Below are 17147 nucleotides of genomic sequence, written 5' to 3'. Positions count from 1 at the left end.
GAGGGAGATCACGCCCAGGGGGGCTGGCGTGATCTCCGCGGCTCCGTGGGGTCACGAGCGTCGGGGGGGCGGCGACTGCTCGTGTGAACGAAGCCTTGCTCGTCGGATCACTCCGCCATCGGGCGGTTCTCGAGCTCCTGCACGTTGCGCTCGCGCTCCTCGACGCCCTCTTCGGTCTGCTCGAGGCGCTGCTCTTCCATCTCGTGCTGCTGCTCGAGGGCCTCCTGGCGCTGCTCGAGCTCGCGGTCGAGCTGCTGCTGCTGCGTGTCCAGCTGCTGCTCGCGCTGCTCGCGCTCCTGCTCGAGCTGCTGCTCCTGGGCCTCCATGCGCTCGTCGAGCGCCTCCTCTTGCGTGTCGATCGCGTTCTCGCGCGGCGACTCGCACGCGCTCAGCGCGCCGAGGGCGAGGCCAGACAGGATCCCGATCATCAGGTGCTTCCGCATTCTTGGTTCTCTCCTCTCTGTACGGTCCCGGGAGGAGCAACCGCGATGCCGATCCCGACGCAGCGCGTCGTTCGCACCGATCTTCTCTTCGCGCTGGACGCGCGCGTGTCGCCAGCGCTCGGCTGTCGCGCCGAGGTGCAGGCCATCGCGTCCACGACGCGCGGAGTGTGAGGCGCGATGACGCGAGCTCGAGCCTCACCGTCTCGCGCCCGTCACCAGCCGGCGCGGCGACGACGGATCACGAGACCGATCGCCACGACCGCGAACGCGAGCGCGAGCTGCGAGCCCGATGCGCCGTGCGCGACGCTGCACCCGCCGGAGATCATGCGCGGGCCGTCGCCGGGACCGCCGTCGTCGCCCGGGCCGCCGTCGTCGCCCGGGCCCTCGCAGTCGATCGCGTCCTCGCCGTCGCAGTCCTGATCGATGCCGTCGTCGCAGATCTCGTCGGCGCCGGGGTGCACGTCGGCGTCGCCGGGCGCGCAGTCGTCGGACCCGTAGCCGTCGCCGTCCTCGTCGGTCGCGGGCGCGTTGCAGGTGCCGGCGTTGCAGCCGAGCTCGCACGGCTCGCGGAACACCATGCCGCGCTCGCAGCGCACGCGATCGTCGCCCTCGCAGCTCCACGCGTCGCCGATGCCGCCGGGGCACGGCGGAGGCGCGGTCGAGGTCACGCGGATCTGGATCTGCGCGTCGACGGGGCCGCCGCTCTCGCTGAACCACGCGACGCCTTCGCGCACGAGGTTGAAGAACTGCGGGTAGTCACCGGGCGCGTCGGGCGCGCGCACGCGGAACACGAAGCGACCGGTGCCGCCGGGCGGGACCTCGCGATCGATCGTCGCGGCGCGGTTCGGCGCGGGCCAGGTGTCGGCCGCGATCGGGCTCGCGACGTCGCGCGGCTCGGTGGTGCCGAGGAAGACCTCGCCCGGGCGCCAGGTCTGCGCGCCGGTGTTGCGCATCTCGAGGTAGCCCTCGTGGGTCGCGCCGGCCTCGAGCGGGAACGGATCGCGCGCGAGCGGGAAGCTCTGCGAGACGTACGCGGCGCCCCAGTCGCGCGTCGTGACCCAGAAGTCCGGGCCCATCTCGTTGTAGACGCCGGTCGTGTTGTCCCGGTAGTGCGCGTAGCGCTGCGAGAAGCACGAGTAGCTGGGCGCGCAGCCGTTGTAGTAGTGGGTGACGGTGCGGATCCAGGCGTCCCAGCGATCGTTGCCGATGCGCACGCCGTTCATCCACGCGATCGCCTGCGCGCGGTTCTCGACGCCCGGCACGTACGCCGAGCGGACCACCATGTTCGCGACGAAGTCGACCGCCGCCTGGGTGTTGCCGGCGATCGAGAGGATGCGATTGCCCTCGCGCGCGAGGGTCTGCTCGAACGTGCCGGCGTCGAACTGGAACATGCCGAGCCCGCCCTGACGATCGGCGCACGGGCCGTCGCCCGCGCCCGCGACGACCGGGCCGCCGCCGCAGTCGCTGCTGTTCGGGCCCTGACAGGCCCACGTGAGCTCGCGCCAGCAGTGGCTCATGCGCGTCTCGGCGTCGGCGATGCCCGCGAGCAGCCAGCCCTGCTCCATGCCCGCGCCGAACGCGGCGTCGCGGATCTGACCCGCGCGCACGCGACGCTCGGCCGCGGTGAGGTCCGCGGAGACGACGCCCACCTCGCCCGGCTCGTCCATGAGCATGCCCATCGGCGGGGCGGGCTCGTTCTGCATGCACGCTGGCAGCAGCAGCGAGAGCGCGGTGAGGCAGACGAACGCAGCGCGGCGCATCATGCCCCGCTGCGGTTACAAGCCACGTGCCGGCGCGCCGGGCGCCGGAACGGCGCGAGATGCGGTGTGGGCATCGCGCGAGCGTGCGGGTTTGGCAGGAAAACGCGGAATTCTCGGGAGAAGTGCTGCTCGGAAACTGGACGATCCCGAGCGGTGCGCGTCAGGCGCTAGCGCGCGACGACACTTCGGGCCGGATACTTTTGCAGGTTCCCGATCAGGATCGTCGCGTCTTCCCGAACGCTGCCGTCGGCGTCCTCCGACGCTCGCGTGCGGAGCGGCTCGAGGAATTCTCGCCATCCGACGTACGAGATCGCCAGCACCGCCGCCCCCCGCACGTCGGGATCGGCGTCCTCGAGATACGAGCCGAAGATCTCGAAGATCCCGGGGTCGTGCTCGATCGGCGCGGCGAGCGCGAGATCGTAGATGCTGCGCATCCGATCGGCGCGCGACGTCGCGCTCAGGGCTCTCTGCCGGATCTCCTCGAGGCCGAGGATCGACATGCCCGAGCGGATCAGCTCGGCGACTTCCTCGACGTTCTCACCGGCGAGCGCGATGTAGCCTCGGCTGATCTTGGGATCCTGGATCCAGTGGATCCTCGTGCGCCCGTCTTCGGTCGTGTAGATGTCTTCCGCCGGCGCGTCGCCGTCGGCCTCGATCACACGCGCCAGTAGCCAGTACTCCTCGTTGGCGAACCCCATCATCTCGTCGGCGTCTTCCTTCTCGCCCGGGACGAGCCGAAGGATCGGGGCCGTCAGGATGTCTCCGCTCTTCACGCGGAAGCTGTACCCCGTTTCGGGGATCTCGTGCGAGCACGTCGCTCGTCAGGCCGCGATGATCTCGTCGTCCGGCGGCGGGCCCTCGAGCGTCAGCTGCGCCGCGTCCTGGAGCGCGTAGGCGTGGGCGAGGCCGAAGACCCAGATCGGCGCGGTGAGGATGAGCAGACCCGGGCCCGGCGTGACGATCGCGTGCAGCACGACGAAGAGCAGGCCCGAGAGGTGGTGCAGCACCGACCACACGACCGCGCCCTCCGCGAGATCGACGACCTCGCGATCGCGGCGCAGCACGAAGTACGCGATGCACGCGAGCGCGAGCCCGAGGAAGAAGCCGCTCGATCCGGTGACCACGAGCCCGACGCCCGTGACCACGCCGATGAGCCCGACGCCGTCGGTCATCGCGCCGACGCACAGCATCATCGGCGCGAACACGAGGCTCGTGAGGACCGACCACACCATGCCGATCCCCGCGGTCCAGGTGATCGGCGACGGAGTGCCTCGCGGGACCTCGCGCGACACTCGCGACTCGCGGTACGCGCCGCGTCCGACGCGCAGCGCCGGGCCCGGCACGCTGCCCCATCGCGCGGCGAACCGGACGGACCAGTACGCGGTCGCGACGACGGCGACCATCGCGATGCCGAGCACGAAAAGGGCGTACAGCACGAGTCCCATGCTCGCTCTCCATGAGCGCGCTGCACGCGCGCGTCAGAGGGTCGATCGATCTCCGATCACGATGCTCGCCGCGCTCTCGGACGAGGCATCTTCGTCGTCGCGCTCGTCGCGCTGCACGCGCGCCACGATCGCGCACGCACGCCCGAGCGACCACGCGTGGACGAGGCCGATCGCGCAAGGCACGGCGACGACCACGGCGATGCGCGCGTCGTCCTCGTGCACCGCGAAGAGCACGAACGAGACGAGCACCATCGCGTGGTGCAGCGACGACCACGTCGCGACCGAGAGCGCACGCTCTCCGGCGTCGTGATCGCGCTCGATCAACGCGCGCGACGCGCGCATCAGCGAAGGCCCGAGCGCGAACGCGGCGATCGCGGTCGCGAAGACGCCGAGCCCGGAGAGCGTCAGCAGGATCTGCCGCACCGGATCGTGACGCGCGGGCGCGAGCAGGAAGACGAGCCCGCTCGGCGCGAACACGAGCGTCGTGAGGAGGCCCCACACGCAGCCCACGCCCGCCACCACCAGCACCGCGAGCGGGACGCGTCGCGGCTCGTGGCTGCGGACGAGCGCGCGGCGATACGGGCCCACACCGACGAGCGCGGCAGGACGCGACACGCGACCCCAACGATCGCGCGCGCGCCACGCCCACCACGCGGTGAGCACGGCACCGATCATCGCGGCAAACGTCGCGATGCGGGCCAAGAGCTCGGCCATATCTCCGCGCGCGATGCGCGCGCCGTGCCGAGCGTCAGCGGAGCGCGCGCGACATCAGGAGCTCGTCCACGTACGCATCGGGGCTGCGCCGGATCGCGTCGGGCTCGCGGCCGTACACGACGAACCCGTGGCGCTCGTAGAGCCGCAGCGCGCGAACGTTGTCGGCGGCGAGCGTCAGGATCAATCGTTGGTGGTCCAACGATGCGTGCTCGATCGCGCGCGCGACGAGCGCATCCGCGAGCCCGGTCCCGCGCGCGTCGGGGTGCACGTACATCCCCCAGAGCAGCGCGCGATGGCGCAGCTTCGCGCCGTCGAAGCCGGTCACGCCGGCGACGCCGAGGAGCGTTGCGTCTCGCTCTCCGCCGAACACGGCGTGACCCGCGAGGCGCTGCGCGACGCTCGCATCGGTCTCGTGCTGCTCGTCCTCGGGCGCGACCCGGAACGCGTCGGGTGCTTGGCGCAGACCGAGCGCGCGCAGCGCGCGATAGGCGGGCGCGTCGTGCGCGCCGAGGCGACGGATCGCGATCGACATCGCGCAGCGTGTGGTGCTCGGCGCGCGATCCAGGAAGTGACATGTCGAGCGCGCGGGATGGACCAAGCTCACGCGGGCGGGACGAACCAGACGATCTCGCCTTCCGGCCACCGACCTGCCCAGCCGCACGGATAGGCGCCGCGCTGATACGCCGCGAACATGCCGTCGATCATCGGACTGAACGCGCTCGGTCGGGGCGCCTTGCTCGTCGCAAGGATGAGCTTGAGGTCCGTGAAGATCTCTTCCGGGTACTCACGGCCGAGGGCGAGGCGGCTCGCGATCTGCCTGGCGATCGTGTCGACCTCGCGAGATGACAACGGTGCGATCAAATCGTGGCTCGTGACGAGCTCACGTCCGAGGTCGGCTGCGCAAAGGCTCCATCGCTCGGCGAGGGCGTGACCGCGCAGCTGGACCCAATCCTCGCCATCCTCGAGATCTTCGCGCGAGAACGCGTAGCTCCAGGCCTCGGCGGGGTCGTGTACGACGCGCGCACGCGCCGAGCTCGCGGTGCCGAACACCCGCCCTGCGCCGAGCTCGCGCACCCGCTGCGCAACTTGGTCCGGCGTCGCTTCGTGCAATCTCGAGATCATCGCGGGCTCCCCAAACGAAACGAGCCGGCCCTCTCGGGCCGGCTCGCTTCTCCGTTCGTTCTTCTCGTCGCGCTCAGCTGCCCACGGCGCGCAGTCGCTCCGCGATGCGCGACAGGTCGCGCAGCTGCGCCTCGTACGCGCGCGTCAGCTCGCTGATGCGCTTGGCCGCGGTGAGCGTCTGCTCGCTCCCGCGCGCCTGCGCGCGGTGCGACTGGTGGAGCTGGTTCACCATGCTCGAGATGTTCTCGATCGCCTGGCTGATCTGACGTCCGCCGCGCGCCTGCTCCTGCGACGAGCGCTCCACGTGCTGCGTGATGAGCCGCATCTTCTCGGCGCTCTTCATGATGAGCTCCGAGCCGCGCGCCTGCTCCGCGGTCGCCGCCGCGATCTGCTGCACCGTCTCGGCGATGCGGCCGATCGCGTCGGTCACCTGCTTGCTGCCCTTGGCCTGCTCGACCGTCGCGCGCGCGATCGCGCGCACCATCGCGGTGCTCTTCTGCGAGCTCTCGAGGATCTTCTTGAGCGCGGTCTCCGCGCTCGCGCTGACCTCGACGCCGCGATCGACCGTCGCCGCGCCGCGCTCGACGGCGGTGATGCCCTTCTTCGACTCCGCCTGGATCGTCTTGATCAGGTCCGCGATCTCGCGCGTGCTCGCGCCCGCGCGCTCAGCGAGATCCTTGATCTCGTCGGCGACGACCGCGAAGCCCTTGCCGTGCTCGCCCGCCTGCGCCGCGATGATCGCGGCGTTCAGCGCGAGCAGGTTGGTCTGCTCCGCGACGTCGTCGATGACGTCGAGGATGTCGCCGATCGCCTCGATGCGCGTGCCGAGGTTCGAGATGACCTGCACCGCCTCGCTCGAGGTCTCCTTGATGCGGTTGATCTCCTGGATCGTCTTGAGGATCGCCTCGGCGCCGATCTCCGCGTCCGACGCGACCTGCTCGGAGAGACGCGCGGTCTCGTTCGCGTTCGACTGCACCTGGTCGATCGAGACGTCCATCTCGTTCATCGACGACGACGTCTCTTCGGCCGTCAGCGAGAGCGCGTCGACGTTCCGCGCGACTTCCTTGATCGAGTAGGTCATCTCCTCGATCGAGCTGACGGTCTCGCGCACGCTCGCGGCGAGGTTGCCGGTGTTCTCCGCGACCTCGTCGTTCGTCGCGGTCATCTCGAGGATCGAGCTCGAGCTCTCCTCCGCGTTGCTCGCGAGCGCCTCGACGTGCTGCGCGATCTGGTGCAGCTGCTGCGTCATCTCCTGCATCGAGCGCGTCGTCTGCTCGACCGCGGCCATCTGCTCGCCGAACCCGTTCGAGAGCAGATCGAGGTACTGCGAGAGCTTCTCCTCGGCGTCGCGCACCTGACGACGCAGGCCCTTCGCCTCTTCCTCGCCGGCGCGGCGCGCGCGCTCCGCTTCGTCGACCTCGCGGCGCTGCGCTGCGATCGTGGTCTCGAGATCGCGCACGCGCTGCTCGAGCTCGCCGGCACGGGTGCGGAGCGGCGTGGCCTGCGACTCGGCGTCGCGCGCGCGCTGCTCGAGCTCGCTCACCCGACCGCGCAGCGGCTCCGACTTCGCCTCGGCGTCGCGCGCGCGCTGCTCGAGCTCCGAGAGGCGGCTGCGCAGCGGCGCGAGCTGGGCCTCGGCATCGCGCGCCCGCGACTCGAGCTCGCTCGAGCGACCACGCAGCGTCTCGAGCTCGGCGAGGCGCGACTTGAGCCCGTCGATCTCCTTCTGCGCGCGGCCGTTCTGCTCGCGGAGCGCCTCTTCTTCGCGGCGCTCGTCGCTGAGCTTCTCGGCGATCTTCTCGATCGCGTCGAACGCGTCGTACTCCGCGACCGGGAGGTCGGCGGGGCGACGCGGCTTCCGACCGTCGAGGACCTCGCGCAGCGCATTGAACGAATGCGTGCTGCTGCCCGAAGGTGCCGCGAAGCCGGTCACCCAGACGTAGAGCGCGCCGAGCGCGGCGGCCGCCACGATCGTCACCGCACCACCGGCGTAGACCGGTCCCGGGCCCTGCGATGCGGTGAGATAACCGACGAAGGCGCCAACGAGCACCAACAGCAGCGCCCAGGGCGCGTTCTTGCTCTGGAAGATTCTTTCCACCATTCGTTCCCGGCCGCGCGAGGGTACGCGCCTCTTTCTGCGCGAAGCAAGAACGCGAGGAAGATCGATCACTGCCTGGCCGGGGAGGACCGTGACGACGCGGCGCGCGACTGCTGCCTCGAGTCCGCACCTCGCGCCTCCGATCGCCGCACACGCGCGCGCACGCGGCTTGCTGTGCTGGAGTGCGCACATGCGCGCCCTCCTCGCACTCGCTTCGCTCCTCGCCATCGCCGCGCCCGCCGCGGCCCAGCCGCTGGTCGTCATCGATCCCGGCCACGGCGGCTCGGACCCAGGCGCGGTCGGCTGCTCGATCGAGGAGGAGGACGTCGTGCTCGACGTCTCGCAGCGCCTGCAGGTCCTGCTCGAGCGCGACGGAGTCCGGATCGCGATGACGCGCGACGCCGACACGACCGTCGGGCTCTCGGCGCGCGCCACCTTCGCGAATTCGCGCGGCGCGACCGGCTTCGTGAGCATCCACTCCAACTCGAACGGCGGCACCCCCGCGACCGGCACCGAGACGTTCGTCTATCCCGGCTCCAACGCGCGCACCCGCGCGCTCGGCCAGGGCGTGCAGTCCGCGATGATCGCCGCGTGGGGCCTGCGCGATCGTGGCCTCAAAGAGGGCAACTTCGCGGTCGTGCGCGAGACGACGATGCCCGCCGCGCTCGGCGAGCTCGCGTTCACCAACAATTGCGCGACCGACGCGCGCTACCTCAGCGACCCCGCGCAGCGCCAGCGCATGGCCGAGCACCTGCGCACCGCGATCCTGAACTGGCTCGGCGTCTCGCCGATGCCGACGACCGGCACGCTGCGCGGTGTGGTCTTCGAGGACCAGGGGGTGGGGACCGAGGACATCACCGTGCGCATCGGCGGCGCGGGCGTTCGCGTCACCGAGACCGGCGCGAGCGCGACCTCGGCCGCCGACGGCGCGTGGTCGTTCACCGTGCCGCCCGGCGAGTACACGGTCGAGGCCTCGCACGCCGGGCACGTGACCGCGTCGCGCCGCTGCGCGGTGGTGAGCGGGATGACGACGTGGTGCTCGGTCGGTCTTCTCCCCGAGTCGACGCCGCCGCCGCCCGACGCGGGCTCGGTGGGCGAGGAGGACGCGGGCGTGATCGAAGAGGTCGATGCGGGAGCGCGCGACGCGGCGACGGGCGGCGATGCCGGCCCGGCGCGCGATGCCGGGGCCACCGGGCCGGGCCGCGAGATGATCGACGGCGGATGCAGCGTGGGGCACGGCAGCGGATCGAGCGCGTGGCTCGCCATGGTGCTCGCCGGTCTCGTGATCGCGATGCGTCGCCGTCGCGCTCCGGTCGCGCTGCTCGCGACGTTCGCGATCGTCGGATGCGCGCGTGAGGCCGCGCCGACCGCGCACGAGAGCGATCTCCGCGGGATCGTCGACGAGGAAAATGTGGCACCGAGTGCCAGAATCGGTGCGCGCCCGGTCGCGTCGTTCGTGACCCTCGGGCCGCGTCGCGAGTGGCTCGTGCAGGATCTCGTCACGCCGGTGCTCTCGCCGGACGGGACGCGCGCGCTGCTCGCGTCGCCGGATCACACCGCGCTCTTCGTGCTCGAGCTCGACGGCACGAGCACGGTCCGCGAGCTCTGCGGCGTCGGTCGCTGCGGGTGGGAGCCGCAGTGGCAGGACGACGGCGCGGCGGTCGCGTTCCGCACCGAGGGCCAGTCGGGCACCGCGGTCCCGGCCGAGGCGGTGTCGCTCGAAGATGGTCGCAGCCTCGCGGTGCACGTCGGAGAGCGCGGCGTGCACGCCTGGACCGACGAGGACGATCGCGCGTGGCTGCGCATCGACGGTCGCGTGCGCGAGATCGGGCCCGAGGGAGAGCGCGTGATGATGCCGACGCTCACGAGCGATCGCCGTCACGTCGTGATGTGGGGCCTCACCGAGGGCGTGCTGATCCATCGGGTGCGCGACGGCGCGATCGTGTACGCGGGGCCGGGCGGCCATCCGCGCGTGGATCCGTCGGGACGCTGGCTCGTGCTCGAGCGCACCGAGGACGACGGGCACGAGATCACGCGCTCCGATCTCTACGTCGTCGATCTCGCGGACCCGAGCTACGCGATCGCGCCGCTCGTGCTGAGCGACGATCGCGTCGAGCGCATGCCCTCGCTCTCGCGCATCGGCGACGACGGAGCGGGCACGCTCGCGTACGTCGAGGAAGGCGCGCTGGTCGTGCGCGAGGTGCGGCTCTCGCGCTGACTATCGACGTCGCGTGATGCGCGCGAGCTCGCTCGAGAACGCGCTCGGCGAGAAGTCGGGGTGCTTCTCGCGCACGTCCTCGAGCCCCGCCCCGAGGTCCGCGCGGATGCGATATTCGTACGGCGGCGGGACCACCCAGAACAGCGCGGTCGCGACCCCGCGCGTCGCCGCCGACGGAGTGCACAGCACCCACACGCTCGTCGTGCGGCGGCGCTTCACCACGTAGCGCGCGAGCACGTCGTTCACCCGCTTGCGGCGCCCCGCGTCCCACGTGCCTCCGCCGGGCACGTAGAACAGCACGGCGACGCGCTCGTCCTCGCGCCGCGCGCCGAGCTCGCGCTCGAGCGCCGAGAGATAGATCTCGAAGCTCGCGTCGGTGTGGTCCGGCAGCACCTGCGCGACGACCACGGGGCCGATGCGCGCGTAGAGCAAGTGCTCGTCCTGTCCGTAGACCGTCGACTCCATCGGCATGCAGTCGCGCGATGGTAGCGCGCATGTCGTCGCATCCACCAAGGACGATCTGCGGCCTCTCGGTTGCACGAGAGCACGCGCCATGCGCCGCGGGGTCGCCGCTCTCGTCGTGCTGCTCGTGATCCTCGCCCTCGGCGGGATCGCCGGGATCAAGTGGTCGCAGATCACGACGATCATCGCGCACGCGCAGGACATGGAGCGACAGGGCCCGCCGCCCGAGGCGATCGGCGCGGCGGTCGCCGAGGAGCAGGTGTGGCCACAGACCGCGCACGCGGTGGGCACCGTCGCGTCGAATCGCGACGTCGCGATCGCGAACGAGCTGCCGGGTGTGGTCGCGCGCATCGCGTTCGACTCCGGTGACGCGGTGCGCGCGGGCGACCTGCTCGTGCAGCTCGACGTGAGCGTCGAGCGCGCGAACCTCGACGCCGCGATCGCGAACGAGCGCCTCGCGCGCGTGACCGCCGACCGCGCGCACCAGCTCGTCGCGCGCGGCGTCGCGTCGGAGCAAGAGGGCGACAACGCGGAGGCGAACGCGGCGAGCGCGGCCGCGCAGGTGGAGTCGCTGCGCGCGACGATCGAGCGCAAGACGGTGCGCGCGCCGTTCGACGGACGCGTCGGCATCCGCGCGGTGCGGCTCGGGCAGTACCTCCAGCCCGGCACGACGGTCACGACGATCGCGGGCGAGGACGCGACGTACGTCGACTTCACGTTGCCGCAGGAGCTCTTGCCCGCGCTGCAGGTCGGGATGCGCGCCGAGGTGCGCGGCGCGGGAGAGCGCGAGACGCTCGCCGGAGAGGTCGCGGCGATCGAGCCCTCCGTCGATCCGACCACGCGCACCGTCGGCCTGCGCGCGATCGTGCGCACCGGTCAGGAGCAGCTGCGCGCCGGCATGTTCGTCGACGTCGACGTGGTGCTCCCGCAGCGCGAGAGCGTCGTCGCGGTGCCCTCGACCGCGATCGTGCACGCGCCCTACGGAGACTCGGTCTACCTCCTCGAGCCCTCGGATCGCCGCACGCCCGACGGCCAGCCGATCCTCGTCGCGCGGCAGACGTTCGTGCGCCTCGGCGAGCAGCGCGGCGACTTCGTCGCGATCACGCAGGGCGTCGAGCCCGGGCGCCAGGTCGTCAGCGCGGGCGCGTTCAAGCTGCGCAACAACGCGCCGGTGATCATCACCGAGGACGCCGCGCCGCAGCCCGAGCTCGCGCCGCGCCCGGTGAGCCGCTGAGGCATCGCGATGAAGGGTCTCACCGACGTCTTCGTGCGCCGCCCGGTCCTCGCGATCGTGGTGAACCTGCTGATCCTCGTCGCGGGCGTGCAGGCGATCCGATCGCTCAGCGTGCGCCAGTACCCGCGGCTCGAGCTCGCGACGGTGACGATCTCGACCGTCTACGTCGGCGCGAGCGCAGACCTCGTGCGCGGGTTCATCACCACGCCGATCGAGCGCGCGATCTCGGCGGCCGACGGCATCGAGTACATCGAGTCCGAGAGCACCCAGGGCATCTCGACGATCCGCGCGCGCTTGCGCCTGAATTTCCCGGCGAGCGATGCGCTCGCCGACATCAGCGCGCGCGTGAACCAGGTGCGCAACGAGCTCCCGCCCGAGGCCGAGCTGCCGACGATCCTGATCGAGCCGTCGGACGCGCAGATCGCGGCGATGTACCTGAGCTTCCGCTCGCCGATCCTCGAGCCGAACCAGGTCACCGACTACCTCGTGCGCGAGGTGCAGCCGCGCCTGTCCGCGATCGACGGAGTGCAGCGCGCCGATCTGCTCGGCGGTCGCGCGTTCGCGCTCCGCGCGTGGCTCGATCCCCAGCGCATGGCGTCGCTCGGCGTGTCGCCGTCCGACGTGTCGCGCGCCCTCGCGGACGAGAACTATCTCGCGGCGGTCGGCAACACCGACGGCGCGCTCGTCCGCGTCGATCTCACCGCGACCACCGATCTCCAGAGCGTCGATCAGTTCCGCCGGCTCGTAGTGCGCCGCGACGGCGACACGCTCATTCGTCTCGCCGACGTCGCCGACGTGCAGCTCGGCTCCGAGAGCTACGACCAGGACGTGCGCTTCGCCGGCGAGCGCGCGGTGTTCATGGGCGTCTGGGTACGCCCCAACGCGAACGCGCTCGAGGTGATCGAGCGGGTGCGCGCCGAGCTCGCGCTGCTGCAGGCCGATCTCCCGGTCGGGATGGAGGCGACGGTCGCGTACGACTCGACCGAGTACATCGAGGACGCGATCCGCGAGGTCACGCGCACGCTCCTCGAGACGGTGTTGATCGTCGTGCTCGTGATCACCGCGTTCCTCGGATCGCTGCGCGGCTCGATCGTGCCGGTCGTCGCGATCCCGCTCTCGCTGATCGGCGCTGTGTTCCTGATGCAGGTGCTCGGCTTCACGCTGAACCTGCTCACGCTGCTCGCGATCGTGCTCTCCGTCGGGCTCGTCGTCGACGACGCGATCGTCGTCGTCGAGAACGTCGAGCGGCACATCCGCGAGGGCCAGACGCGCGTGCAGGCCGCGCTGCTCGGGGCGCGCGAGCTGGTCGGTCCGATCATCGCGATGACGATCACGCTGCTCGCGGTGTACGTGCCCGTCGGGTTCCAGGGCGGGATGACCGGCGAGCTCTTCCGCGAGTTCGCGTTCACGCTCGCGGGCGCGGTGCTCATCTCGGGCATCGTCGCGCTCACGCTCTCGCCCGTGATGTCGTCGCGCCTGGTGCCCGAGAAGCAGGGGCGGATCGCGCGCGCGGTGGCGCGCGCGTTCTCGGCGGTGCAGCGCGGGTACGGGCACGCGCTCGACACGACGCTCGCGATGCGCCCCGTCGTGTACGTCGTGTGGATCCTGATCGCGCTCGCGACGATCCCGATGTTCATGCTCTCGTCGTCGGAGCTCGCGCCCGAGGAAGATCAGGGCGTCGTGTTCAGCTCGCTCGAGGTCCCCGCGAACGCGAGCCTCGAGCAGGTCTCGGCGTACGCCGGAGAGCTGCAGCACGTCTTCGAGCAGGACCCCGACTACCACCAGAGCTTCCAGCTCACGACGCCGGGCACCGCGTTCGGCGGGATGATCGCGGCGCCGTGGCAGGAGCGCGAGCGCGACATCTTCGCGATCCAGGGCGCGCTCACGCCGCGCGTCTCGGCGATCGCCGGGGTGCGCGCGCCGCTCTTCCTCCCCGCCGCGCTGCCGAGCCCGGGCACGCTGCCGATCGAATTCGTGGTCAGCGCGAGCGCCGATCACGAGGAGATCGTCCGCTACACCGAGCGCCTCACCGAGATCGCGGCGCAGAGCGGCGAGTTCGCGTTCCCGCCGATCAGCGACGTGCGCTTCGACGAGGCGCGCGCCGACATCGTGCTCGATCGCGATCAGATCGCCGCGATGGGCGTGAACATGGGCCAGATCGGCTCCGATCTGTCGTGGATGCTCTCGGGCAACTACGTGAACCGCTTCAACATGGCGGGCCGCAGCTACCGCGTGATCCCGCAGATCGTGCGCACCTCGCGCCTCGTGCCGCGGCAGCTGCAGGACATCCACGTGACCGGGCCGAACGGCACGCTGATCCCGCTCGGCGCGATCGCGACGCTGCAGGAGACGGTCGAGCCGCGCACGCTGAACCGCTTCCAGCAGCTCAACTCGGTGAAGCTCTCGGGCGTGCCGGCGCGCTCGGTCGACGCGGCGCTGCGCGTGCTCGAGGAGGCCGCGGCCGAGACGCTGCCGCCGGGATACCGCGTCGACTACACCGGCGAGTCACGCCAGCTGCGGCAAGAAGCGGGGAAATTCCTGCCGGTGCTCGGGCTCGCGCTGCTCGTGATCTTCCTGGTGCTCGCCGCGCAGTTCGACTCGTTCCGCGATCCGTTCGTCATCCTCGCGGGCTCGGTGCCGCTCGCGCTCTTCGGCGCGCTGGTGTTCACGTTCCTGCACTTCGAGGGACCGCCCGGCGTCGAGTTCGGGCTCACGTCGGGATGGACGACGACGCTCAACATCTACTCGCAGGTCGGGCTCGTCACGCTGGTCGGTCTGATCGCGAAGCACGGGATCCTGATCGTCGAGTTCGCGAACGACGCGCAGCGCGAAGGGCTCTCGAAGATCGAAGCGGTGAAGCACGCGGCCGCGACGCGCCTGCGCCCGATCCTGATGACGACGGCGGCGACGATCGCGGGACACTTCCCGCTGACGCTCGTGACCGGCCCGGGCGCGGAGGCGCGCAATTCGATCGGCCTCGTGCTGGTCGGCGGGATGGCGATCGGGACGATCTTCACGCTCTTCGTGGTGCCCGCGGTGTACGTGCTGATCGCGCGCGAGCACCGTGTGCGTGTCGAGGAGAAGCGACGCGAAGAAGAGCCCGAGATGGGCGGCGCGCTGCTCCCGTCACCGGCGGAGTGACACAGTCGCGTCAGCCGACCGCTCACCCGCTCTGTTCGTCGTTCGTGACCACATGAATCTCCTCCGCGGACGAGAGCGATAGCCACGCGAGGGCGGCGTGGATCTGGGCTTCGAACGAGAGGACGAGCTTCCGTCCTTCGCCCAACGCCGTCTCGACGACCGCGCGGCTCGATGCGTCGTCCATGCGGTGCTCGACGGCCCGCGAGAGCGCTGACGCGACGACCGACCGTGCTTCGAGCGCCGGTGGCTCGGACGCGATCAGCGCGGTCAGCTCCTCAGGCGCGAAATCCACGCCGACGTTCTCCGGGTTCCTCATGATCTTGTTCGTCACCGCCGCTGCGCGCTCGATCGCGTGTCGCTCCGAGCTCCCGATGAGCGACAGCACTGCGCGCCCGATCCGGATGCGGTCGCTCGGGTCGGGTCGCGCGGTCGTGAGGTAGTGGAAGAAGGTCCGCTGGAGGAGCGCCATCTCGGCGGTGTGCACGCGAATATCGAAACGCGTCGCCGAGATCGCCGCATCGAAGAGATCCGCAGCCCAACGCCACCGCACGGCGTAGACGCTCGCGAGCTCGGTGACTGCACTTTCCAGCCGCTCGGATGACACGCGCTGGCTGTCGTAGAGCACGCCCTCGACGCCGCCGCTCATGGGCTCGGACAAGACGCCGCGGACATGTGGCAGTGCGACGCGAGTCACCGAGCGCAGGACGTCGGTCTCCAGAAGCGCCCAGACGAGCCGGATGCTCAGCTGCGCGTCGAATCGGTACGTGCTCGAGAGTTGTGACGTCATCGCTCCTCGCGTCCAGGCAGAGAGTGCCAACACCGGTCGCGCGTGAGCTCACTGCGACCGACACGCGGGCGAGACTACGCGAGCACCCTCGATGCTGTCCCGAGCTCACGCCGCGAGGCGCGCGGCGAGATACCCCTCGCGATCGAACCACTTGAGCGCGTCGCTCAGCGCGCGCTCGATCGGCGTCTGCGGCAGTCCGAGCTCGCGCACTGCCCGCGACGCGTCCGCGGCGAGGCCGAGCTCCGCGATCGCGATCGCCTCGGTCGTGATCGGCGGCGCGCGATGGGTCACGCGGTCCGCGAGCGCGCTCATCGCGCGACCCGCGATCCGCGCCGCGCGCCACGGGATCTCGACGATCGGCGCGCGACGTCCGGTGACCTCGAGCGCCATCCCCGCGAGCTGCGCCAGCGAGAGATCGCGATGTCCGAGCAAGTAGCTCTCGCTCCGTGCTCCGCGCTCGGCCGCGAGCAGATGACCGCGCGCCACGTCGCGCACGTCCACGAAGTTCGTGACCGTCGGCGTCACCGCGATCACCGGCAGACGCAGGCACTCGACGAGCAGTCGTCCGGTCGGCGTCGGCCCCACGTCGCCCGGACCGATCGGCCCGCACGGCGCGACGATCACCACGTCCTGATCGCGCGCCGCGTCGAGCGCGACCTCGTGCGCGTCACGCTTGCTGATCGCGTACGCGCTCTTCGTCACGCCCAGCGCGAACGGCGAAGACTCGGTCGCGCGCCGTCCCGGGCCTTGTCCGCCGAAGCGCGCGATCGAGCTCGTGTGCACCACCCGCCGCACCCCGGCGCGCCGCGCTTCGTCGAGCACGATGCGCGTGCCCTCGACGTTCACCCGGCGCATCCGCGCGCCGCGATCGGGCGTCCACAGCGCGTAGATGGCCGCGAGGTGGAACACGACCTCGACCTCGCGCATCGCACGCGCGACCGAGTCGCGATCGGTCACGTCCCCGATGCGCACCTCGACGTCGAGGCCTCGCAGGTTGCGCAGATCGTCGCGCGCCAGCACCAGCGCGCGCACGTCGTCGCCGCGCTCGCAGAGCTGGCGCACGACGTGGTGGCCGATCAGGCCCGCCGCGCCGGTGACCAGCGCGCGCATCAGCGCGTCCCTTCGACGCGGCGTCGATCCTCGAGCCCGAACCACAGGACGAAGCGCGGCTCGGCACCGACGCGCAGCCACGCCTGTCCGAGGTACACGCCGGGCGCGAGCTCGCGGATCTCGTCCTCGATCTTGCGGATGAAGAACGGGTTCTCCGCGTGATCGTAGTCGAGCTGGATCGCCGGCTGTCCGTCGTGGCGCGACGGTCCCGCGAACGTCTCGAACCGGAACAGACGGATCGCGTCGAAGACCACGCGGTTGTTGCCCTCGCCGCGCCCCTCGCCGTGCGGCGCGAAGCTCTTGCCGCGCCACGGGAACGAGCCGGTGCGCGCCCACGCCACCGGCAGCTTGCTCAACCACGAGGGCACCGCCGGGACCGCGAGCATGCGCCCACGCAGGTCGCCCGAGATCGCCTCGAGCTGCGGCAGCGTCGCGCGCTCGTAGAGCGCGGCGAGCGCGTCGTGATCGAGGTGCAGCAGCTCGTCGAGGCGTCGGATCGACGAGGGCGCTGCGCCGGTCGACCGCGCCGGAGAGTGGACGTCGAGCGAACGGGCGGCGATGGTCTCCATGTTCGGTCCTCCAGGCGCTCACATACGAACGCGTATGTGAGACG

Annotated in this window: 16 protein-coding genes; 4 read left to right on the top strand and 12 right to left on the bottom strand. The window is 71.1% G+C overall.

All coding sequences use genetic code 11. The annotated features are described in order from the left end of the window. Nucleotides 1-107: 107 nt before the first annotated feature. Nucleotides 108-443, bottom strand: a complete 336-nt coding sequence (locus DB32_RS43555; RefSeq protein WP_053238575.1) for a hypothetical protein — start codon at nt 441-443, stop codon at nt 108-110. Between the two features lie 45 nt (nt 444-488). Between DB32_RS43555 and DB32_RS50130 the strand changes: the two genes are divergently transcribed. After that, the gene (locus DB32_RS50130; protein WP_275935523.1) at nt 489-614 is read left to right on the top strand and encodes a hypothetical protein; all 126 of its coding nucleotides are present in this window, start codon (nt 489-491) and stop codon (nt 612-614) included. 41 nt (nt 615-655) lie between these two features. On the opposite strand, the gene DB32_RS43550 is transcribed toward DB32_RS50130, so the two are convergent. The 7 genes from DB32_RS43550 to DB32_RS43520 all read right to left on the bottom strand — a co-directional run bounded on the left by DB32_RS43550 (nt 656) and on the right by DB32_RS43520 (nt 7582). Beyond that, entirely contained in the window at nt 656-2206 is a 1551-nt protein-coding gene (locus DB32_RS43550; RefSeq protein WP_053238574.1) for a MopE-related protein, read from the bottom strand. A gap of 164 nt (nt 2207-2370) precedes the next feature. Beyond that, on the bottom strand, nt 2371-2976 hold the full coding sequence (locus DB32_RS43545; RefSeq protein WP_053238573.1) for a HEAT repeat domain-containing protein: 606 nt from the start codon (nt 2974-2976) through the stop codon (nt 2371-2373). Between the two features lie 48 nt (nt 2977-3024). After that, nucleotides 3025-3648: a hypothetical protein gene (locus DB32_RS43540; protein ID WP_053238572.1), complete on the bottom strand. Its 624-nt coding sequence runs from the start codon at nt 3646-3648 to the stop codon at nt 3025-3027. 33 nt (nt 3649-3681) lie between these two features. Next, on the bottom strand, nt 3682-4323 hold the full coding sequence (locus tag DB32_RS43535) for a hypothetical protein (RefSeq protein ID WP_157070395.1): 642 nt from the start codon (nt 4321-4323) through the stop codon (nt 3682-3684). 73 nt (nt 4324-4396) lie between these two features. Then, nucleotides 4397-4966 carry a GNAT family N-acetyltransferase gene (locus DB32_RS43530; protein WP_169791746.1) on the bottom strand — a complete coding sequence of 190 codons (570 nt, stop codon included), beginning with the start codon at nt 4964-4966 and terminating at the stop codon, nt 4397-4399. After that, nucleotides 4963-5472, bottom strand: coding sequence for a hypothetical protein (locus DB32_RS43525; protein WP_157070394.1), 510 nt, complete (start codon nt 5470-5472; stop codon nt 4963-4965). The genes DB32_RS43530 and DB32_RS43525 overlap by 4 nt, the downstream gene beginning before the upstream one ends. 85 nt (nt 5473-5557) lie before the next feature. Beyond that, nucleotides 5558-7582 (bottom strand): methyl-accepting chemotaxis protein, encoded by a 2025-nt coding sequence (locus DB32_RS43520; RefSeq protein WP_240481332.1) that lies wholly within the window; start codon nt 7580-7582, stop codon nt 5558-5560. A gap of 190 nt (nt 7583-7772) precedes the next feature. On the opposite strand from DB32_RS43520, the gene DB32_RS43515 reads away from it, so the two are divergent. Continuing rightward, the gene (locus DB32_RS43515) at nt 7773-9800 is read left to right on the top strand and encodes an N-acetylmuramoyl-L-alanine amidase (RefSeq protein WP_157070393.1); all 2028 of its coding nucleotides are present in this window, start codon (nt 7773-7775) and stop codon (nt 9798-9800) included. Here the strand turns inward: DB32_RS43515 and DB32_RS43510 are convergent, their stop codons facing one another. Further along, on the bottom strand, nt 9801-10265 hold the full coding sequence (locus tag DB32_RS43510) for a hypothetical protein (RefSeq protein ID WP_053238566.1): 465 nt from the start codon (nt 10263-10265) through the stop codon (nt 9801-9803). Between the two features lie 88 nt (nt 10266-10353). On the opposite strand from DB32_RS43510, the gene DB32_RS43505 reads away from it, so the two are divergent. Both DB32_RS43505 and DB32_RS43500 read left to right on the top strand, forming a co-directional pair. Continuing rightward, the gene (locus DB32_RS43505) at nt 10354-11496 is read left to right on the top strand and encodes an efflux RND transporter periplasmic adaptor subunit (protein ID WP_053238565.1); all 1143 of its coding nucleotides are present in this window, start codon (nt 10354-10356) and stop codon (nt 11494-11496) included. Between the two features lie 9 nt (nt 11497-11505). After that, nucleotides 11506-14637: an efflux RND transporter permease subunit gene (locus DB32_RS43500; RefSeq protein ID WP_053238564.1), complete on the top strand. Its 3132-nt coding sequence runs from the start codon at nt 11506-11508 to the stop codon at nt 14635-14637. A 22-nt stretch (nt 14638-14659) separates the two neighbouring features. Here the strand turns inward: DB32_RS43500 and DB32_RS43495 are convergent, their stop codons facing one another. The 3 genes from DB32_RS43495 to DB32_RS43485 all read right to left on the bottom strand — a co-directional run bounded on the left by DB32_RS43495 (nt 14660) and on the right by DB32_RS43485 (nt 17103). Continuing rightward, nucleotides 14660-15295, bottom strand: coding sequence for a hypothetical protein (locus tag DB32_RS43495; RefSeq protein WP_157070392.1), 636 nt, complete (start codon nt 15293-15295; stop codon nt 14660-14662). A gap of 234 nt (nt 15296-15529) precedes the next feature. After that, on the bottom strand, nt 15530-16534 hold the full coding sequence (locus DB32_RS43490; protein WP_053238562.1) for an SDR family oxidoreductase: 1005 nt from the start codon (nt 16532-16534) through the stop codon (nt 15530-15532). Continuing rightward, complete coding sequence (locus tag DB32_RS43485; RefSeq protein ID WP_053238561.1) at nt 16534-17103, bottom strand: hypothetical protein; 570 nt, start codon at nt 17101-17103, stop codon at nt 16534-16536. Before DB32_RS43485 ends, DB32_RS43490 begins: the two co-directional genes overlap by 1 nt. Between the last annotated feature and the right edge of the window lie 44 nt (nt 17104-17147).

The organism is Sandaracinus amylolyticus (assembly GCF_000737325.1).
Classification (GTDB): Bacteria; Myxococcota_A; Polyangia; order Polyangiales; family Sandaracinaceae; genus Sandaracinus; species Sandaracinus amylolyticus.
This window is presented reverse-complemented; position numbering and strand designations above follow the sequence as displayed.

What these genes read in the sequence shown, in the direction of transcription:
- DB32_RS43555 (WP_053238575.1), bottom strand. Translation starts at nt 443, where the DNA reads ATGCGGAAGCACCTGATGATCGGGATCCTGTCTGGCCTCGCCCTCGGC.
- DB32_RS50130 (WP_275935523.1), top strand. Translation starts at nt 489, where the DNA reads ATGCCGATCCCGACGCAGCGCGTCGTTCGCACCGATCTTCTCTTCGCG.
- DB32_RS43550 (WP_053238574.1), bottom strand. Translation starts at nt 2,206, where the DNA reads ATGATGCGCCGCGCTGCGTTCGTCTGCCTCACCGCGCTCTCGCTGCTG.
- DB32_RS43540 (WP_053238572.1), bottom strand. Translation starts at nt 3,648, where the DNA reads ATGGGACTCGTGCTGTACGCCCTTTTCGTGCTCGGCATCGCGATGGTC.
- DB32_RS43535 (WP_157070395.1), bottom strand. Translation starts at nt 4,323, where the DNA reads ATGATCGGTGCCGTGCTCACCGCGTGGTGGGCGTGGCGCGCGCGCGAT.
- DB32_RS43515 (WP_157070393.1), top strand. Translation starts at nt 7,773, where the DNA reads ATGCGCGCCCTCCTCGCACTCGCTTCGCTCCTCGCCATCGCCGCGCCC.
- DB32_RS43510 (WP_053238566.1), bottom strand. Translation starts at nt 10,265, where the DNA reads ATGGAGTCGACGGTCTACGGACAGGACGAGCACTTGCTCTACGCGCGC.
- DB32_RS43505 (WP_053238565.1), top strand. Translation starts at nt 10,354, where the DNA reads ATGCGCCGCGGGGTCGCCGCTCTCGTCGTGCTGCTCGTGATCCTCGCC.
- DB32_RS43500 (WP_053238564.1), top strand. Translation starts at nt 11,506, where the DNA reads ATGAAGGGTCTCACCGACGTCTTCGTGCGCCGCCCGGTCCTCGCGATC.
- DB32_RS43490 (WP_053238562.1), bottom strand. Translation starts at nt 16,534, where the DNA reads ATGCGCGCGCTGGTCACCGGCGCGGCGGGCCTGATCGGCCACCACGTC.
- DB32_RS43485 (WP_053238561.1), bottom strand. Translation starts at nt 17,103, where the DNA reads ATGGAGACCATCGCCGCCCGTTCGCTCGACGTCCACTCTCCGGCGCGG.